Below are 18050 nucleotides of genomic sequence, written 5' to 3' on the forward strand. Positions count from 1 at the left end.
CGCCCTAAAACCCGGCAGCCGACGCGGCAGAGACGAAGGAAAAGTCCAACGGCACCGGAGTCAGTTCTTGAAGGCGCTTAGCTGTTGTTCCGCCAACCAGCTCCAGCACCTTCACACCCTCAGGCGTCAACTCCAACGTGGCAAGATCGGTGTACACCCTACTTACGCATCCCAGCCCGGTTAATGGATACGTGCAATGAGCCAAGAACTTGCTCTGCCCGTCCTTTCCAAGGTGGTCCATCATCACGAATATGCGTTTGGCACCAATAGCCAAATCCATCGCCCCACCCACTGCGGGAATGGCGTCCGGGGCCCCTGTGTGCCAGTTGGCCAAATCACCGTTGGCAGCAACCTGAAAGGCACCGAGCACACAGACATCCAGATGCCCGCCACGCATCATTCCGAACGAATCGGCGTGATGGAAAAACACTACGCCCGGGAGCGGTTTGATCGGCTCCTTTCCGGCGTTGATCATGTCCCAATCTTCTTCGCCAGGAGGCGCTGCGACCCATCTACCCAGCACGCCATTTTCGCTATGAAGGAAAATATCCTTGTCTTCCGGCAGGTGGTTTGCCACCAACGTCGGCAGACCTATACCAAGGTTGACGTAGGCACCTTCGGGAATATCGCGAGCCACGCGGGCAGCCATTGCATTACGAATATCTTTGTCCATTGCCTCACCCTACCTGTTGCTGTGCTGACGCAACATCGGTGCGCAGGACAATGTGTTTTACGAAGATACCAGGGGTGATCACCCGCTCCGGGTCCAGCCCCCCTAGCTCCACCACACGACCTACAGAAGCAATCGTGTTGCTCGCGGCCATGGCCATGATCGGACTGAAGTTCCGTGCAGTTTTGCGGTATACGAGATTGCCCCAGCGATCGCCCTCCTCTGCGTTGATCAGTGCGTAGTCCACGTTGATGGGGTACTCCAACACGTAATTACGACCATCGATAACTCGGGTTTCCTTCCCTTCAGCCAGCAGCGTGCCGTAGCCGGTTGGCGTGTACAAAGCGCCAATACCGCACCCTGCCGCACGCAAACGCTCAGCGAGGTTGCCTTGGGGAACGATTTCCAGCTCAATTTTACCGGCCCGATACAGCTCCTCGAACACGTAGGAACCGACCATCCGCGGATAAGAGCAGAGGATCCGGCGCACTCGACCGGCCTTGAGCAGTGCGGCCAAGCCGGAGTCACCTTGACCCGCATTGTTACTGACGAGTGTCAGGTCGCGTGCCCCTTGGGCAATCAATGCCTGAATCAAGTCGTCAGGCATGCCTGCCCCACCGAAACCGCCAACGGCGACCACGGCTCCGTCAGGAATGTTCGCCAGCGCGTCAGCGGCGCTAGGCAACAGCTTGTTGATCATCGCTATACATCCTTTCTAGTTCTTGTGGCCAGGCGGAAGTCTGGCGAGCAGTGCAAGGCGCTACCCCGCGTTAGAGTCAGCTTGCCAGTGCCCTCTAAGGGCCACAATTTCAGACTTCGGAAGGGCGGATTAATGATCTATTAAAGGCCCCATGTGGGACCAAGAAAGCGCAGCCGAATGACACGGACGCGAGCACACAAGGCACCCATCGCACGACAGGAATACCGTATATACCAAGCAGCCGCGAGCGTGCCCGCACGCTAACGCGGGGGCATTGGATAGGGAGGAATAAAACGAATGCAGCGATGTCTCGCTGAAGTGCTCTAGGCGTTACGGTAGCGCTCAATCAGACAATCGGCGAACTCGCGGGCAAATGTTGAGAGACCATCAAAATCTTGAGCGCACAGTTGAAATGTACGCACGGCCCAGGGATCGAGTAATTGGCAGGCACCAATCTCTTGCCGCCCCTTCAGTCGGTCGTAACTGGCCTGCGGCACAATAGCAATCCCGGCCCCCGCCTCAACCATCCTGAAGATGGCGTCAGAGCTGGCGACTTGCACCCGGATAGTCAGCGGCAAATGCAACGCTGCCGCAGCGCGACTCAGGAAAACGTTGATCGCACTCCCCTCAAGCAGCGAGACAAACGCATATTGCAGCGTTTCCTTGAAGAATACCTTCCCGCCCTGAAGAACCGGGTGATCCAATGGGGCGATGACCATTAACCGACTGGACACCAGCGGTACGCTTTGCAACCCGTCAGTGACAACACTGCCGGAGACAATCCCAAGATCGGTACTACCCTCACGCACAGCACGCACAATGTCGTCACTGAGTCGCTCGCGCATATCGATGTGCACATCAGGATGGCTAATCAGATAGTCGCCCACTACCGGCGGCAGGTACTCAGTGATCGCTGTGGTGTTGGCCTGAAGACGCAATTGCCCCTTCAGCCCCTCGGTGTACTGCTGAAGATCACCGGTAAGCATCTCCAACTGAGCCAGGATGATTCGCGCATGCTGCAAATACGTCTTGCCAGCATTCGTCAGGGTCACCCCCTGTGGCGAGCGCTCCAACAAGCGCATACCCAGGTTTTCCTCAAGATTTTTGATGCGGTTACTGGTAGCGGGCACCGAAAGAAAAGAGCGTTCGGCGCCACGGGTTAAGCTGTTGGTTTCCGAAATATTGATGAACAATCGGAAATCAGTGATATCGAAATGCATCGCCATGGTCGGATTGTTCCTGCCAAGTGAGACCAACTGCACTCAGGGTACATTAAGTCAGCCTAGTGGCGCTCATCATAGCCACGACCTGATCAGCCGTGGCTACTTTTCAAGCACAGGAATCAGTACGGATTAATGCCAGTGCGAAGGCTCAAAGACAAACCCCTCACCCTGCCGGCGGATGTACCCGCAATGCGGCTCACCGAAATGTACGGGCATGATCAGCGCCTCTCGATCGGCCGCTGTATTAAGGAACTCTAGACGCGTACGACGCGCAATATCCTCCCAGATGCAATATCCGGAGTTGATGTCTGGTCGCACGATTTGGATCGGGCTGTGCAGGATATCGCCGCAGAAGATCCCCTCCTCACCTTGCGAACGCACGCGGAATGCCACTTGGCCAGGACTGTGCCCGGGTGCAGCTTCTACGACCAGGCAGTCAGCAATTTCCTCCCCTGGCACCATCATCTGTCCGAGGCCCTCGTTGATGATCGGCATTACGCTGTCGAAGAATGATTCGCCAAATACGTCGATCACACCCGACTCCTTGTTCTTGCCCTGATCGCAGAAATCAAAGTCATCCTTGGGCAGGTGGTATCGCGCATTGGGGAAGGTTGGCACCCAGCGACCATCCTGCCAGGTGGTGTTCCAACCCACATGATCAGCATGCAGGTGGGTGATCACCACGTGAGTGACTTTTTCAGGGGGCGCACCCGCAGCAATCATCCATTCGCGTACCAAGGTATTAAGCATATTCATACGTGCGATACCTGGACGAGGTTTGAGATTGCCTACACCCGTATCGATTACAATAATGTTGCTCCCTGCATGCACCACCCAGAACTGAATGGTGACCAGCAGCTTGTTCATGTGCTCAATCCAGTGATTCGGCGCCATTAGATCCCGATACTGTTGCAGCACGCCATCTTCCATGGTCGGGAACAGGAACGCTGGATCATGAGTCGGACCCGCGTACTCAAGAATACGGGTAACTTTAATATCTCCGATCATGCGGGACTGCATCATGGCACTGCACCTCAACGTTTTTTGTTAGTAGCGGCTACGCCGCAAGTTTTCACGGATTATCTTCTGCTCGCGCATGCCGCGCAGTTCGTATCTCGTTAAGTGCACCTTAAGCAGCGCTTAACTCGCGTCTTATCGAACGCGCTCAAACACCGCCGCCAGCCCCTGGCCACCGCCGATACACATGGTTTCAAGGCCATAGCGTGCATCACGACGGCGCATTTCATGCAGCAGAGTGGTCATGATGCGCACACCTGTAGCACCGATTGGGTGACCCAGTGATATGCCAGATCCATTGACATTGACGCGGGAGAAGTCGTCCAGGTCCCAAGCCTTAAGCACGGCCAGCGCTTGGGCTGCGAACGCTTCATTGACTTCAATAAGGTCCATGTCGGCAAGGCTCAGACCGGTACGCGCAAGCAGCTTTGCGGTCGCTGGCACCGGCCCGATCCCCATACGGGACGGCTCGCACCCAGCCGCAGCCCAATCAACCAACCGAGCCAATGGGGTTAATCCGTGGCGGGCAGCATACTCCGCTGACACCACCAAACAACCAGCGGCAGCGTCATTCTGCTGACTCGAATTACCTGCAGTACAGATGCCATCAGCGCGAATCAGACGCAGCGCGCTCATGCTCTCAAGACTGGCGTCCTCACGAATGCCTTCATCCATCGCTACGCGGGTTGCACTGTTGCGCTTGCCCGGTACATCGAGTGCAATCACCTCATCGTCAAAGCGACCCTCTCGCCACGCGGCGGCTGCATTCTGATGGCTACGTACAGCAAAGCTATCTGCTTGCTCGCGACTGATTCCATAGTCATGAGCCAAATTGTCAGCTGTTTCCGGCATACCGGAAATGTGCCCGAAGCGTTCTACCGGCTGCGATCGTACACGACCACGCTCCAGACGATCGTGGAAGCTCACACTACCAGCACGCGCACCCCAGCGCATATCGGTGCTGTAGTACTCAATATTGCTCATGCTCTCTACACCTACCACCAACACTGCTTCGGCACGACCTGTCTGCACCTGCATGGAGGCGTCGATGACTGCCTGAAGGCCAGAGCCACAGCGTCGGTCGAGGGTATATCCAGGCACTTCAACGGGCAGCCCAGCGGACAAAGCTGCGTAGCGCCCCATACAGGGCGCCTCACTGGACGAATAGGACTGCGCCACGATCACTTCACCCAGCGTATGCGCCGGTATCCCTGTCCGCGCCATCAGTTGCTGAATCATGAAGGCCGCCAACTGATCGGCACTTAGTGGCGCCAATGCGCCGCCGAACTTGCCAATAGGTGTGCGAAGGGGCGAAACAATCAACGCGTCGTTCATTACAGCTAAACCTCGATGGGGGGACCAATTCGTTCAGCATGGGCGGTCGGATAACGTCACGGCAATTTTGTATCGCGAAAGCCTGCCTTTTGTGTGGCTTAAGTAACCCATGCCATCTGCCCTACCCCGGACACATTTTTTGCCGAATTCAAATCACCGCCAAAGGAAGCTCACAATGGTGCAACTCGGAACGCATGCCTTCCGCACACGGCCAAAACGGGGCATACGGAGCCCTACTGGATATATCCCGTCATGCTGATCATCCACCTTATTAGCCATTTGTTGACCCCGTCTTCCGGAAAAGCTAATTCCCTCCACTCCAGAGCTGCTTGCATCATGCGTCGCACAACTTCAGCGGATGCTAGATATGCTCAGTTTCGATCCATCCCAATGGCTGGGACGTACCCAGGAGGTACATGACCAGATCAGCCGTAATCTGATTCAGCGTATTGCGGCGACCTTCAACGTAGCTGCCCCCGGTCACGGCGAAGAACTTCCATGGCTTTGGCACTGGTGTTTCTTCAGTGAGTCGTTCGATACCAGCGATCTTGGAGTCGATGGGCATCCGACCCTGGGTACCTTCATGCCGCCTGCACACGGACGCAATCGTATGTGGGCAGGCGGGCGCCTGGATTTTCTGGAGCCCCTACGTGTAGGCGGAGAAGCCACACGCAAGTCGCGTATCGAGAAGATTACGGAGAAAACCGGGAATACTGGTTCGTTGCTGTTTGTCACTCTGGTGCACGAGTACTGGCAAGACGGGCGGCTGTGCATCCTGGAAGAACAGGACATCGTTTACCGCGAGCCGACCCCTCCCAAATTGGGCACTGGTGATCCCGTACCAGGATGGGACTGGCAAGAAAGCGTCAGCCCCAGCCCGGTGCTGTTGTTCCGCTACTCCGCGCTGACATTCAACGCTCATCGAATTCACTTCGATTGGCCTTATGTCACCGAGACCGAGGGCTACCCCAACCTGGTAGTGCAAGGCCCACTGACTGCCGCCTTGAGCATGGCTGCTTTTGTCCGCGCCAACCCATTGGCCCGCGTATACCGATTTGCTTTCCGCGGTGTGCGCCCGCTGATAGCGCCGGGCGATTTTCTGGTTGCCGGCCGCCATACAGGCCTGGGCAGCGCCGAACTGTGGGCAAGCAACGCCAGCGGCCTATGTCAGAGCGCCGTAGTGCATTTCGACTGACCCCAATAAAAAATTGCGTTCGCCATTGCCGCGCACGCTTATTTCGAGGAACACCCGATGACCCACCGCAACAGCGAAGACATTAAATCCATCCGTGAAGGCGTACGCGCCCTGTGCGCCGAATTCGACGCTGCCTACTGGCGCAAGATTGACGAAGAGAAAGGTTTCCCGGAACGCTTCGTCAGCGCCATGACGGAAGCCGGTTGGTTGTCGGCAATGATCCCCGAGGAATATGGTGGTTCCGGCTTGGGTTTGGCTGAAGCCTCGGTGATCTTGGAGGAAGTAAATTATTGCGGCGGCAACTCCGGCACTATCCATGGCCAGATGTACAACATGTTCACCCTGCTGCGTCATGGCAGTGAAAAGCAAAAAAGTTACTACCTGCCCAAGCTTGCGAGTGGAGAACTGCGTCTGCAATCGATGGCGGTGACCGAACCGACCACTGGCACCGACACCACCAAGATCAAGACAACGGCCGTGAAGCAGGGTGACAAATACATCATCAACGGGCAGAAAGTATGGATCTCTAGGGTTCAGCATTCGGACTTGATGATCCTCCTTGCCCGTACTACGCCACTGGCTGAGGTAAAGAAAAAATCCGAAGGGATGTCCATCTTCCTCGTAGATCTGCGTGAGACCATCGGTAAAGGCTTAACCGTTCAGCCTATCGCCAATATGGTCAATCACGAAACCAACGAGCTGTTCTTCGACAACCTTGAACTGCCTGCCGACAGCCTGATCGGTGAAGAGGGTAAAGGTTTCAGATACATCCTCGACGGACTTAATGCCGAACGCACGTTGATCGCGGCTGAGTGCATCGGCGATGGTCGCTGGTTTATCGAAAAATCCAGTGCGTATGCCCGTGATCGCGTGGTGTTCGGCCGCCCGATTGGGCAAAACCAAGGTGTGCAATTCCCTATCGCGGAGGCGCACATTGAGGTCGAAGCGGCCGACTTGATGCGCTGGCGTGCCTGCGAAGAATACGACAGCGGGATCAACGCAGGGGCCAGCGCGAACATGGCCAAATACCTGGCGGCCAAGGCCTCCTGGGAAGCGGCCAACGCTTGCATGCAGACCCACGGTGGCTTCGGTTTCGCCTGTGAATACGATGTCGAGCGCAAATTCCGCGAGACCCGTCTGTATCAGGTGGCGCCTATCTCCACCAACCTGATTCTTTCTTACGTTGCCGAGCATTTGCTCGAACTACCACGCTCGTTCTAAGGGGAAACAGATGCCAAACCCCACGATGCGTTCTGCCCTCTTTGTTCCGGGCAATCGCCCGGAGCGCTTCGCAAAGGCATTAGTTAGCGGCGCTGACATCGTTATCGTTGACTTTGAAGATGCCGTCGAAGAAGTACAAAAGGCCAAGGCGCGCGCTAACCTGAGCGCCTTCCTCAACGAAAGTACCATTGCTCGCGTCTGGGTACGCGTGAACACGGCCGGGCATGCCGAGCATGAAGCCGACCTGGAAATGTGCCGCCACCCGGGGGTCGACGGGATCTTTCTGCCCAAGGCCGAGAGCGCTGAACAGGTGCTTCGAGTAACGGCGACGGGCAAGCAGGTGATCCCCATCATCGAGAGTGCGCGAGGTCTCGATGTATTACCGTCCATAGCCCGTGTACCAGGAGTTGTTCGATTGACCTATGGCCGACTGGACCTAGGGCTGGATCTTGGCCTGACCGTCACCAGTTTTGGCGCGGAGCGCATGTTTGACCACGTCAGATACGCCTTGCTGCTACAGACGCGCTTGGCAGGTTTGGCCGCACCGCTGGAAAGCGTGTTTCCGAACATCGAAGACAGCGATCGTCTACAGCATTACGCCCGCACTGCCGGAAACATGGGTTTCGCTGGCATGCTGTGCATCCATCCGAAGCAGATCGCCGTTGTGCACACTGCACTGGCGCCAACTGAGGAAGAATTGGTTTGGGCCCGCCGCGTACTCAAGGCGGCAGATGGCAGAGGCGCATTCAAACTGGATGGAGAGATGATCGACGCTCCGGTGATGGCTCGTGCCAAACAATTTCTGTCCCTGAGTGCATGGACTACGCCGTCGAAGATTGATGGTGAAAGCTGATCCGTCTCAACAGCAAATTTGAATGACACCCATTGGGAGCTGCTTCCGTCGGAACGCCCACGACGCCCACCGGCGGGAGCAGCTCAGGAGGTTGTTTGAAGAGTTTTTGGGTGTGCCGTAGTGCTTATCACGTACGCAATAGCCGATATGGCCTGCTGCTTTTGACCTGTTTTGATCTTTTGGAGCACACAAGAAATTATGAGAGTTTTGGTATCGATAAAACGGGTGGTCGACTTCAACGTCAAGGTTCGTGTGAAAGCGGACAATTCCGGCGTCGATCTTGCCAACGTCAAGATGTCGATGAACCCATTCTGCGAAATCGCCGTGGAAGAAGCTGTACGCCTGAAAGAGAAAGGCGTTGCGACTGAAATCGTCGTCGTCTCCGTGGGCCCGTCCACCGCTCAAGAGCAACTGCGCACCGCGCTGGCTCTGGGTGCCGACCGCGCCATCCTCGTCGAGTCCAATGAAGATCTGACTTCCCTGGCTGTTGCCAAGCTGCTCAAGGCCGTTGTCGACAAGGAACAGCCTCAGCTGGTGATCCTTGGCAAACAGGCCATCGACAGCGACAACAACCAGACCGGCCAGATGCTCGCTGCATTGAGCGGCTACGGTCAGGGCACGTTCGCTTCGAAAGTCGAAATCAGCGGCGACAGCGTAGCTGTAACCCGCGAAATCGACGGCGGCGCGCAGACGGTTTCCCTGAAACTGCCGGCCATCGTCACCACCGACCTGCGTTTGAACGAGCCGCGCTACGCGTCCCTGCCAAATATCATGAAAGCCAAGAAGAAGCCTCTCGAGACGCTGACTCCGGATGCTTTGGGCGTTTCCACCGCCTCCACCAACACAACCTTGAAAGTCGAAGCGCCGGCTGCACGCAGCGCGGGTATCAAGGTCAAGTCGGTGGCTGAATTGGTCGAGAAACTGAAAAACGAAGCGAAGGTAATCTAATCATGACTATCTTGGTAATCGCTGAGCACGACAACAAAGTGCTGGCCCCGGCCACGCTGAACACCGTTGCTGCTGCCGCCAAAATCGGTGGCGACATCCACGTTCTGGTTGCCGGCCAGGGCGTTGGTGCCGTGGCTGAAGCCGCTGCGAAAGTGGCTGGCGTGGCTAAAGTGCTGGTGGCCGACAACGCCGCCTACGCTCACCAGCTGCCGGAAAACGTTGCTCCCCTGGTTGCAGAGTTGGGCAAGGGCTACAGCCACATCCTGGCTGCCGCCACTTCCAACGGCAAAAACATCCTGCCGCGCGTTGCCGCTGCACTGGACGTTGACCAGATCTCCGAGATCATTTCGGTCGAAAGCGCTGACACCTTCAAGCGTCCGATCTATGCCGGTAACGCCATCGCTACCGTTCAATCGAACGCTGCGGTGAAAGTGATCACCGTGCGTGCCACCGGTTTCGACCCGGTTGCCGCTGAAGGTGGTTCGGCTGCCGTTGAAGCCGTTGGCGCTGCTCACGACGCTGGTATCTCCAGCTTCGTTGGCGAAGAGCTGGCCAAGTCCGATCGTCCGGAACTGACCGCTGCCAAGATCGTCGTTTCCGGCGGCCGCGGCATGCAGAACGGCGACAACTTCAAACACCTATACGCCCTGGCCGACAAGCTGGGCGCTGCCGTGGGTGCTTCGCGCGCCGCGGTCGACGCAGGTTTTGTACCGAACGACATGCAGGTCGGTCAGACCGGCAAGATCGTTGCTCCTCAGCTGTACATCGCCGTCGGTATCTCCGGCGCGATCCAGCACCTGGCCGGCATGAAAGACTCCAAAGTGATCGTCGCGATCAACAAGGACGAAGAAGCACCGATCTTCCAGGTGGCTGATTACGGCCTGGTGGCAGATCTGTTCGAGGCGCTTCCTGAGTTGACGTCGGTGGTCTAAAAATAGCTTCGCTGGATATCTGTCCCCCCACAAAAAAAAATAAGGTACCAAGCAAAATGGCCAAAGCCGCGGATGTCGTTGTGCAATGTCTGGAAAACGAGGGTGTTGAGTTTGTCTTCGGTATTCCAGGCGAGGAAAACCTCGACCTGCTTGAATCACTGCGCAAGTCAAAGATCAAACTGGTGTTGACCCGTCACGAGCAATCCGCCGGCTTCATGGCCGCTACTTATGGACGACTGACAGGCAAGACTGGCGTCAGTCTGTCGACGCTCGGCCCTGGCGCTACCAACCTGGTCACCGCTGGCGCCTACGCCTACCTGGGCGGCATGCCGATGCTGATGATTACCGGTCAGAAACCGATCAAGAAGTCCAAGCAGGGTCGATTCCAGATCCTCGACGTGGTCGGCATGATGCAACCACTGACCAAGTACACTCACCAGTTGGCTTCCGCTGACAACATCCCTTCCCGCGTGCGCGAAGCATTCCGTTTGGCCGAGGAAGAAAAGCCTGGCGCCGTGCACCTGGAACTACCTGAAGACATCGCCGCCGAGCAAACCGAGAGCCTGCCCGTCCCGCCGAGCTTGCATCGCCGTCCTCTGGCCGAGCACAAATCCATCGACGCTGCGGTACAGAAACTCCAGGCCGCCCGTAGTCCGATCCTGGTGATCGGAGCCGGTGCGAACCGCAAAATGACCGCCAAGGTACTCAAGCAACTGATCGACAATACCGGCATCCCTTTTGTCACCACGCAAATGGGCAAGGGTGTGGTCGACGAACGTCATCCGCGCTTTCTCGGCAACGCCGCCCTCTCCGCCGGCGACTTTGTGCACCGCGCCGTTGAGTCTGCAGACCTGATCGTCAACATCGGTCACGATGTGATCGAGAAGCCGCCGTTCTTCATGGTGCGTGGCGGCACTGAAGTCATCCACATCAACTTCCGCTCTGCCGAAGTCGATCCTGTGTATTTTCCGCAAATCGAAGTGGTCGGCGACATTGCCAACGCCGTGTGGCAGATCGGTGAAGCGTTGCAGGTCCAACCACACTGGGATTTCAGCCGCCTGCTGGCAATCCGCGAAGCCAACGAAGCGCAGATCATTGAGGGCGCGGACGACAACCGCTTCCCCATCTACCCGCAGCGCTTCGTCGCTGACGTGCGACGTGCCTTGCCGTCCGAAGGCATCGTTGCGCTGGACAATGGTATCTACAAGATCTGGTTTGCCCGTAACTACAAAGCTCATAAGCCCAATACCGTGCTGCTGGACAACGCCCTGGCGACCATGGGCGCAGGACTGCCGTCAGCCATGGCTTCGCACCTGGTCTACCCTGATCGCCCGGTGGTCGCGGTGTGCGGTGATGGTGGTTTCATGATGAACAGCCAGGAACTGGAAACTGCCGTACGCCTGAAGATGAATCTGACCGTCATCATCCTGCGTGACGATGGCTACGGAATGATCCGCTGGAAACAGTCAAACATGGGCTTCACCGATTTCGGTCTGGACTATGGCAACCCGGATTTCGTCATGTATGCACAGAGCTACGGCGCCAAGGGCCACCGGGTGGAAAGCGCCGAAGGCTTCCTACCACTTCTGGAGCGCTGCATCAGCGAGCCAGGTGTGCACGTGATCGATTGCCCCGTGGACTATTCGGAGAATGATTTCATTCTCAACAGTGAGCTCAAGCGAAGAAGCGCTCTGGTCTGACTAATCGGTTTCAGGTTGTCCCCAGAGGCGGTACTTCGACGCGGTACTGCCTGTGTTCCATAACAACACCGGAGTTCATGATGCAACTCAAAGACACCCAGTTGTTCCGCCAACAAGCCTTTATCGATGGCGCGTGGGTTGATGCGGACAATGGTCAGACGATCAAGGTCAACAACCCGGCAACGGGCGAAATTCTGGGCACCGTGCCGAAAATGGGCGCTGCCGAAACCCGCCGTGCGATCGAAGCTGCTGACAAGGCGCTGCCGGCCTGGCGTGCACTGACCGCCAAAGAACGTGCGGGCAAACTGCGTCGCTGGTTCGAACTGATGATCGAGAACCAGGACGACCTGGCTCGTCTGATGACCATGGAACAAGGCAAGCCATTGGCCGAAGCCAAGGGCGAAATCGTTTACGCCGCTTCCTTCATCGAATGGTTCGCCGAAGAGGCCAAGCGTATCTACGGTGACGTGATTCCGGGCCACCAGCCAGACAAGCGCCTGATCGTGATCAAGCAGCCAATCGGCGTGACCGCTGCAATCACCCCGTGGAACTTCCCGGCTGCAATGATCACCCGTAAAGCCGGCCCGGCCCTGGCCGCCGGTTGCACCATGGTGCTCAAGCCTGCTTCGCAAACCCCGTACTCCGCTTTCGCCCTGGCCGAGCTGGCCCAGCGTGCCGGCATCCCGGCTGGCGTGTTCAGCGTTGTTTCCGGCAGCGCCGGCGACATCGGTACCGAACTGACCAGCAACCCGATCGTGCGCAAGCTGTCCTTCACCGGTTCGACCGAAATCGGTCGTCAACTGATGGCCGAATGCGCCAAGGACATCAAGAAAGTGTCCCTGGAACTGGGCGGTAACGCGCCGTTCATCGTGTTCGACGACGCCGACCTGGATAAGGCTGTCGAAGGCGCGATCATTTCCAAATACCGCAACAACGGCCAGACCTGCGTCTGCGCCAACCGCCTGTACATTCAGGACGGTGTTTACGACGCATTCGCCGAAAAGCTGAAAGTGGCTGTCGCCACACTGAAGATCGGCAACGGTCTGGAGGCCGGCACTACCACTGGCCCGCTGATCGACGAAAAAGCCGTGGCCAAGGTGCAAGAACACATCGCCGATGCCTTGAGCAAAGGCGCGACCGTGCTGGCCGGTGGCAAGCCGATGGAAGGCAACTTCTTCGAGCCGACCATCCTGACCAACGTGCCGAACAACGCTGCTGTGGCCAAGGAAGAAACCTTCGGCCCACTGGCTCCACTGTTCCGCTTCAAAGACGAAGCCGACGTGATCGCGATGTCCAACGATACCGAGTTCGGTCTGGCCTCGTACTTCTATGCCCGCGACCTGGGTCGTGTGTTCCGTGTGGCTGAAGCCCTGGAATACGGCATGGTCGGCGTCAACACCGGGTTGATCTCCAACGAAGTCGCGCCGTTCGGCGGCATCAAGGCTTCGGGCCTGGGCCGTGAAGGCTCCAAGTACGGCATCGAAGATTACCTGGAAATCAAATACCTGTGCCTTAGCGTGTGACAGACATGCAGGAGTTTGCCTTCGCGACTTTTGAAGGCAGCCTCCTCCATTTGTGTCGGATGCTTCACGTGCACGAAAACTTGTTCCGCTCGCCAAGGTACCTAGCATAGGCGTCAATGATGGGGCTTAAAACGCTCTGTATGTCGCCTTAACGCAGGGGGTTCGGCGCACGGGGCGACAGTGTCTCAATGGTCTCAGATGCCAGGCTAGTGCTTCACTCAAGCACGCTGCCTATTGCACTGAGCCATTGCGCCACGCCCAGGTGCCACAAGCACCAGCCTCTCCATCCATAGAGCTTCACCTTCAGAAAAAAGGGGCACCACAAGTGCCCCCCTGATTCACATGATTGAGCAGGCCAGCCGAATGGTTAGTCATCAGCGTGACGAATAATGCATCCAACAGGATATTTCGCTGCAACGCCGCAATCACGGACAGGACATCAACCAAAAGTCAAAGCGCTGCAGCCGAGCATCTCTACGATCTAAGCAGCCGCGATTCTTTCGTGGCTGCTACTTACTTCAAACTGCCCCACCAGTTTTTGAAGTTTGTTGGCATTGAGCCGCACGGTTTCGGCACTGCCTTGCAACACCACCACCGTCTGACGCATCTGCGCAGAAGAGTGGTCGACCTGCTTGATCGTCTTGCCATAGTCAAGACTGCGCTTGTTGAGCTGCTGAATGATCGCAAACATACTTTCCACCGCTTGATGCAACTGCACGTTTTCCGAAGAGGCATCTTCGGCCAGGCGCAGGCTGTTATCGACGTCCGTAACCCCCTCCTCCATGAAGCTGACGGCCTTTTGCGTTTCGTTCTGCAGCCCCTCAATCATTTGCCGAATATCCTCGGCAGCACGTGATGTGCGTGAGGCCAGGCTACGAACTTCATCGGCAACCACAGCAAAACCTCGGCCGTGTTGACCCGCCCGGGCGGCCTCGATAGCTGCATTGAGTGCCAGCAGATTGGTCTGATTGGTGATGTCGCTAATCAAACCAGTAATGTTGCCGATCTGAGCCATCTTGCTGTCGAGCAACTGCACGCTCGCAGAAGAGCGTTCGACCACATCCCGAATGGACTGAGTCCCTTCTTGCACCGCAAGAAACTGCTCGCGAGCGCGAGTGACGACTTCATCCATCGCCTGCTTCATTTGCTCGGCACTGGCAGAAGCTTGCTGAATTTCACCTAATTGATCTTCAACGATGATCATCATGCGATGCACCGCCTCAGCAACCTCGGTGGACGTCAGGCTGGCTTCCTGGCTGCACCCAAGCATCATCTGATTGGTCGTGCCGACATTGCGACTGGCCTTCACCACTTGCCCGACAACCGAGTCCAGATTATCGATGAAGCTGTTGATCCAGCGCCCCATGTCTCCGGTCTCATCATTGGCCATTCGCGTGGTGTCCAGACGCTGGCGAAGGTTGCCTTCACCTTCGGCGATGGTCCTGATCACCCCCGTCATCTCACTCAACCTTGTCGCAAGCCTTCTAGGCCCGAGTACGCTGAACAGCACAGCGGCGCAGGCCATACTAGAGACTTCGAGGATATCAATCAGTCCCTGTGCGAGACCGCTGAAATGCTGAACCATGAAGTTACATGCAAATAGGCCTGCCATGGTTGTCAGATAGGGTTTCATCAGGCCATAGCTGAGCGAGCGTCGACGGTATACCTCCTCCAAATCGGCTTCACACATCATTCCCCAGCGATCAGGTGATCCAGGAACCTGGAAGGTAACTCCCTTGCCAACCACCGGAATGTGTCGATAGTCCGAATAGCCAGGATATGTCACGAACAGGTTGGAGCCCATGCGAATGGTTTCTCGCACACCTGGGTGCAACTCTTGGGTTGCTGGGTCAGTGAAGCGCAGTTCCAGTTCAGTGTGCCGCTTGATCTGCACCGTATTCCAGCGGGTATGCACACCGCTTTTTAGATTTTCCCCGTGGCTGAACGTACCGTCCTCGAAACGTGAACGGGACAATGCCGTACCCGGCGCAATCGCCGGGTCAAAGCGCGATTGCGCCATAAACAGGTAATTGTCGCCCGATTCGGCATAGATGTGCCCAGCCTCGCGCTGAATGAGATCACCCAACACGTCGTTGGGTACTCGAGCGCAGAGACAGCCAAGGACTTTTCCATCGACCTTCAGTGGCTGATAGAACATCAACGTGACTTCATCGTGAAAGCGTGAGGACGATGGACCGATTTGCAACGTCAACGAATCACAATATGGGCCATGAAGAAACGGTGCCTTCAATCCCTCGACCAAAGCAGGTGTTCTCTCTGGCCGATGCTTGCTGCGTCCGCTCCAAGTGGAGGCGATGACGACACCGTCAGCACCGATGACAAAAAGCTCGGAAAAATCTTCGGCCTGACTCAGCTTGCCTATCAGCGAAGTGCTATCGATATGGTGATAATCCCGACCGAGACTTTCCGCCAGCTCTGCCAGGTGCTCCCATTGTTCGCGCGTCCAACTGGTCAACAGGGCCACACGTGTCTGTGCGATGGCCTCAAAAGTTTGTTCGATCACTGGGTAGGCGGGCCGATTGAGCCGGCACGACCAACCCATCGCAATTTTTCCTGTTTTGCCAAACCAAGGTAACCAATTTTTTTCGTCAGTGGACAACCGCATAGAGTTACTGGATAGCGACATTTACCTCTCCAACCGCGACATTCAGTTGAAGAACCAAAAGCAAGTAACAGGCCAATTCACAAGCACGCTAAGCAATGCAGTTTTACCGCGGAAATTGGGTAAAACCTGGGTTCGTCTTGCTTGCCTTAGTGGACATAGACTGGGGGTACAAAAAACGCATGCTACAACTTAGTGCGCCAGCGTCAGCGCGCACTATAAAAGAGCCATTCCAGCAGAGTCACACTTCTTAATAAAGTCAATCGACAAATGTGTTTGTCACAACAGTCACCCAAACAATAACTAAATCCCCAACGCAAGCCCACCAAAATGATACATAACTATTCGCTAAACATTATTGATTTTATTTAACAATCGCTTTATTCGCGATATACCCAATTTTACCAAACGCGTCAAGTCAAAACCGTTTATTGGTATAAAAAACAGCATGCCACGATAAATTATCAGTCACAAAAGCGGTGTAATTACATGTCCGGCTACATCATCCATATAGAACACAGAGAAGAGCAAACCCTAGCATGGGTTGAAATAAAGGGCTTAAGCACGGAATCGCGATCAGCCAGTCGTTGCCGATTCCAGACTATCGGCTGGATTTTAAGTATTGTTGATAGAGTCAACAGGAAAGTCGACCCGAGCGACGTCTCCGACGATGATTATGCATTAAACGCCCTGATTGATTATGCAAAGATGGATCCTGAGTCTGCAGCTAACCTTTTGGCAGCTCGCGACTGGAGAAGGCGCTTTGAAGCGGCGTGGCAGACGCTAAGTGATCTTGAACGCGAAGAAGCCATCACCCTTGACTACGATCTCTGGGATAACTACTGGCCAGGGTTTGATAGTTATAATCGCACACTGCGCAATTTTTTTATTAATTTCCAGCCCAAAATTTCGGAAAGCGCAGTTCGGTACATGGCCCCTCCACCCGAGATGGAGCCCCTTCTTTAACGACTTACAAAACCGACCGTGAAATAGCACAGCACAAAATAGAGGCCTTGAGTTCCAGTCTCGACCTGCTCGGCACAGTGGTTCAATGGGCCTTTCGCCTCGGCATGGGTCTCGTCGTGCTGTCGGTCATTTTCTTCATCGGCCCCCTTTGTCCGCGTGCGCTCCTCAATTTTTTAAAAGCACTAAGAAGATGATGCATTCGATCAGCGCATTTCAATGCGCTGTCCCCCATCATTCACCATGTATTAGCGCATTAAAGTGCGCCACCATCCTGCTTGACCGACACTTACAGGTATTATAATGCGCTGATCACCGGCTTCATTATGGCCATAGATCTCACAGTCTGAGTGTTCGCTGATGGTGCCTGGCAAGATGCCGACAGCCGAAGATTCGAGAGCCCCTTGAATCCTAGTGAGGGAGCCTGCATTACTGGTTATCCAGGGTATAAAGTGGGGCACGGGAAGGCTTGAGCGCCAGACTGGAGGCGGGCATGCGACTCCTTGGTGGGTAAGGCAAGCAGTGAGGTGAGTTTCGATGTCCAGCGTTGCAAGGTCCAGTGCTTGCGGACCTTGCCCGATCTACTCGTGAACCCGCCGGATAGCGTTCGCAACGCGAAGAGCATTCCGCTCAACCATCTGAGCACTCGAATGAAGGAATGGGGATTGATGTGAAAGAGATGACCCTAAAAGAGCGCAAAGCTTACATTCAAGCAGTGGCCGATGAGGTCGCGCAGGGGAAACTGACACTCGGTGGCGCAGTTAAGCGTCTTCGTGAAAATCTTCTGGGCGTGAGCCAAGAGCGGTTTGCGATGGCCAGCAAAATCTCAAAGCGGGCCCTGTCGCAACTGGAGGTCGATAGCGGCAATCCGACTCTCGCGACCCTAGAAGCTGTATTCAAGAAATTCGGCCTTAAGATAAGCCTAGCTCACCTTAACCCTATAGATCTCAACGCCGCAGCCGCCAAGAAAAGCAAGGCTAGCTTTGGCATTCCCACAGTTACTCCTGCCCGGCCTCCCTTCCCTTCTCCAAGCAAGCCGATTTAGGTGCGCTAGCCACCTGCTTGAGTGGGGAAGCTTCATGGCCATCAGAAGATATTTTCCGCAAGGTGCATACCCAAAATGATGAAGCGCACAGCCTCAGACAAG

15 protein-coding genes are annotated in these 18050 nt (G+C 55.9%); 9 read left to right on the plus strand and 6 right to left on the minus strand.

Features of this window, described 5'->3' with window-relative positions:
• Nucleotides 1–4 precede the first annotated feature (4 nt).
• From JUI81_RS01240 to JUI81_RS01260, 5 genes are all read right to left on the minus strand, one after another.
• The gene (locus tag JUI81_RS01240) at nucleotides 5–673 is read right to left on the minus strand and encodes a 3-oxoacid CoA-transferase subunit B (RefSeq protein ID WP_204123470.1); all 669 of its coding nucleotides are present in this window, start codon (nucleotides 671–673) and stop codon (nucleotides 5–7) included.
• A gap of 4 nt (nucleotides 674–677) precedes the next feature.
• Complete coding sequence (locus JUI81_RS01245; protein WP_204123471.1) at nucleotides 678–1370, minus strand: 3-oxoacid CoA-transferase subunit A; 693 nt, start codon at nucleotides 1368–1370, stop codon at nucleotides 678–680.
• A 323-nt stretch (nucleotides 1371–1693) separates the two neighbouring features.
• Nucleotides 1694–2596 carry a LysR substrate-binding domain-containing protein gene (locus JUI81_RS01250; RefSeq protein WP_204123472.1) on the minus strand — a complete coding sequence of 301 codons (903 nt, stop codon included), beginning with the start codon at nucleotides 2594–2596 and terminating at the stop codon, nucleotides 1694–1696.
• A 126-nt stretch (nucleotides 2597–2722) separates the two neighbouring features.
• Nucleotides 2723–3616 (minus strand): MBL fold metallo-hydrolase, encoded by an 894-nt coding sequence (locus tag JUI81_RS01255; RefSeq protein ID WP_204123473.1) that lies wholly within the window; start codon nucleotides 3614–3616, stop codon nucleotides 2723–2725.
• Between the two features lie 129 nt (nucleotides 3617–3745).
• Nucleotides 3746–4945 carry an acetyl-CoA C-acetyltransferase gene (locus tag JUI81_RS01260; protein ID WP_204123474.1) on the minus strand — a complete coding sequence of 400 codons (1200 nt, stop codon included), beginning with the start codon at nucleotides 4943–4945 and terminating at the stop codon, nucleotides 3746–3748.
• Between the two features lie 367 nt (nucleotides 4946–5312).
• Here JUI81_RS01260 and JUI81_RS01265 point away from each other — a divergent pair, with 367 nt between their 5' ends.
• From JUI81_RS01265 to gabD, 7 genes are all read left to right on the plus strand, one after another.
• Entirely contained in the window at nucleotides 5313–6140 is an 828-nt protein-coding gene (locus JUI81_RS01265; RefSeq protein ID WP_204123475.1) for a MaoC family dehydratase N-terminal domain-containing protein, read from the plus strand.
• 57 nt (nucleotides 6141–6197) lie between these two features.
• A complete protein-coding gene (locus tag JUI81_RS01270; RefSeq protein WP_204123476.1) occupies nucleotides 6198–7361 on the plus strand; it encodes an acyl-CoA dehydrogenase family protein in 1164 nt (387 codons plus the stop codon).
• Between the two features lie 10 nt (nucleotides 7362–7371).
• Nucleotides 7372–8214, plus strand: a complete 843-nt coding sequence (locus JUI81_RS01275; RefSeq protein WP_204123477.1) for a CoA ester lyase — start codon at nucleotides 7372–7374, stop codon at nucleotides 8212–8214.
• 198 nt (nucleotides 8215–8412) lie between these two features.
• Entirely contained in the window at nucleotides 8413–9162 is a 750-nt protein-coding gene (locus tag JUI81_RS01280) for an electron transfer flavoprotein subunit beta/FixA family protein (RefSeq protein WP_204123478.1), read from the plus strand.
• Nucleotides 9163–9164: 2 nt separating this feature from the next.
• Nucleotides 9165–10094: an electron transfer flavoprotein subunit alpha/FixB family protein gene (locus JUI81_RS01285; RefSeq protein ID WP_204123479.1), complete on the plus strand. Its 930-nt coding sequence runs from the start codon at nucleotides 9165–9167 to the stop codon at nucleotides 10092–10094.
• 56 nt (nucleotides 10095–10150) lie between these two features.
• The gene (locus JUI81_RS01290; RefSeq protein WP_204123480.1) at nucleotides 10151–11794 is read left to right on the plus strand and encodes an acetolactate synthase large subunit; all 1644 of its coding nucleotides are present in this window, start codon (nucleotides 10151–10153) and stop codon (nucleotides 11792–11794) included.
• Between the two features lie 80 nt (nucleotides 11795–11874).
• Entirely contained in the window at nucleotides 11875–13317 is a 1443-nt protein-coding gene (gabD, locus tag JUI81_RS01295; RefSeq protein ID WP_204123481.1) for an NADP-dependent succinate-semialdehyde dehydrogenase, read from the plus strand.
• Nucleotides 13318–13798: 481 nt separating this feature from the next.
• On the opposite strand, the gene JUI81_RS01300 is transcribed toward gabD, so the two are convergent.
• Nucleotides 13799–15964 (minus strand): methyl-accepting chemotaxis protein, encoded by a 2166-nt coding sequence (locus JUI81_RS01300; RefSeq protein WP_204123482.1) that lies wholly within the window; start codon nucleotides 15962–15964, stop codon nucleotides 13799–13801.
• A 465-nt stretch (nucleotides 15965–16429) separates the two neighbouring features.
• On the opposite strand from JUI81_RS01300, the gene JUI81_RS01305 reads away from it, so the two are divergent.
• Both JUI81_RS01305 and JUI81_RS01310 read left to right on the plus strand, forming a co-directional pair.
• Complete coding sequence (locus JUI81_RS01305; RefSeq protein WP_204123483.1) at nucleotides 16430–16906, plus strand: hypothetical protein; 477 nt, start codon at nucleotides 16430–16432, stop codon at nucleotides 16904–16906.
• A 676-nt stretch (nucleotides 16907–17582) separates the two neighbouring features.
• On the plus strand, nucleotides 17583–17948 hold the full coding sequence (locus JUI81_RS01310; protein WP_239077656.1) for a helix-turn-helix domain-containing protein: 366 nt from the start codon (nucleotides 17583–17585) through the stop codon (nucleotides 17946–17948).
• Nucleotides 17949–18050: the final 102 nt, after the last annotated feature.

The organism is Pseudomonas sp. 008 (assembly GCF_016861935.1).
In the GTDB taxonomy this organism is placed as follows: Bacteria; Pseudomonadota; Gammaproteobacteria; order Pseudomonadales; family Pseudomonadaceae; genus Aquipseudomonas.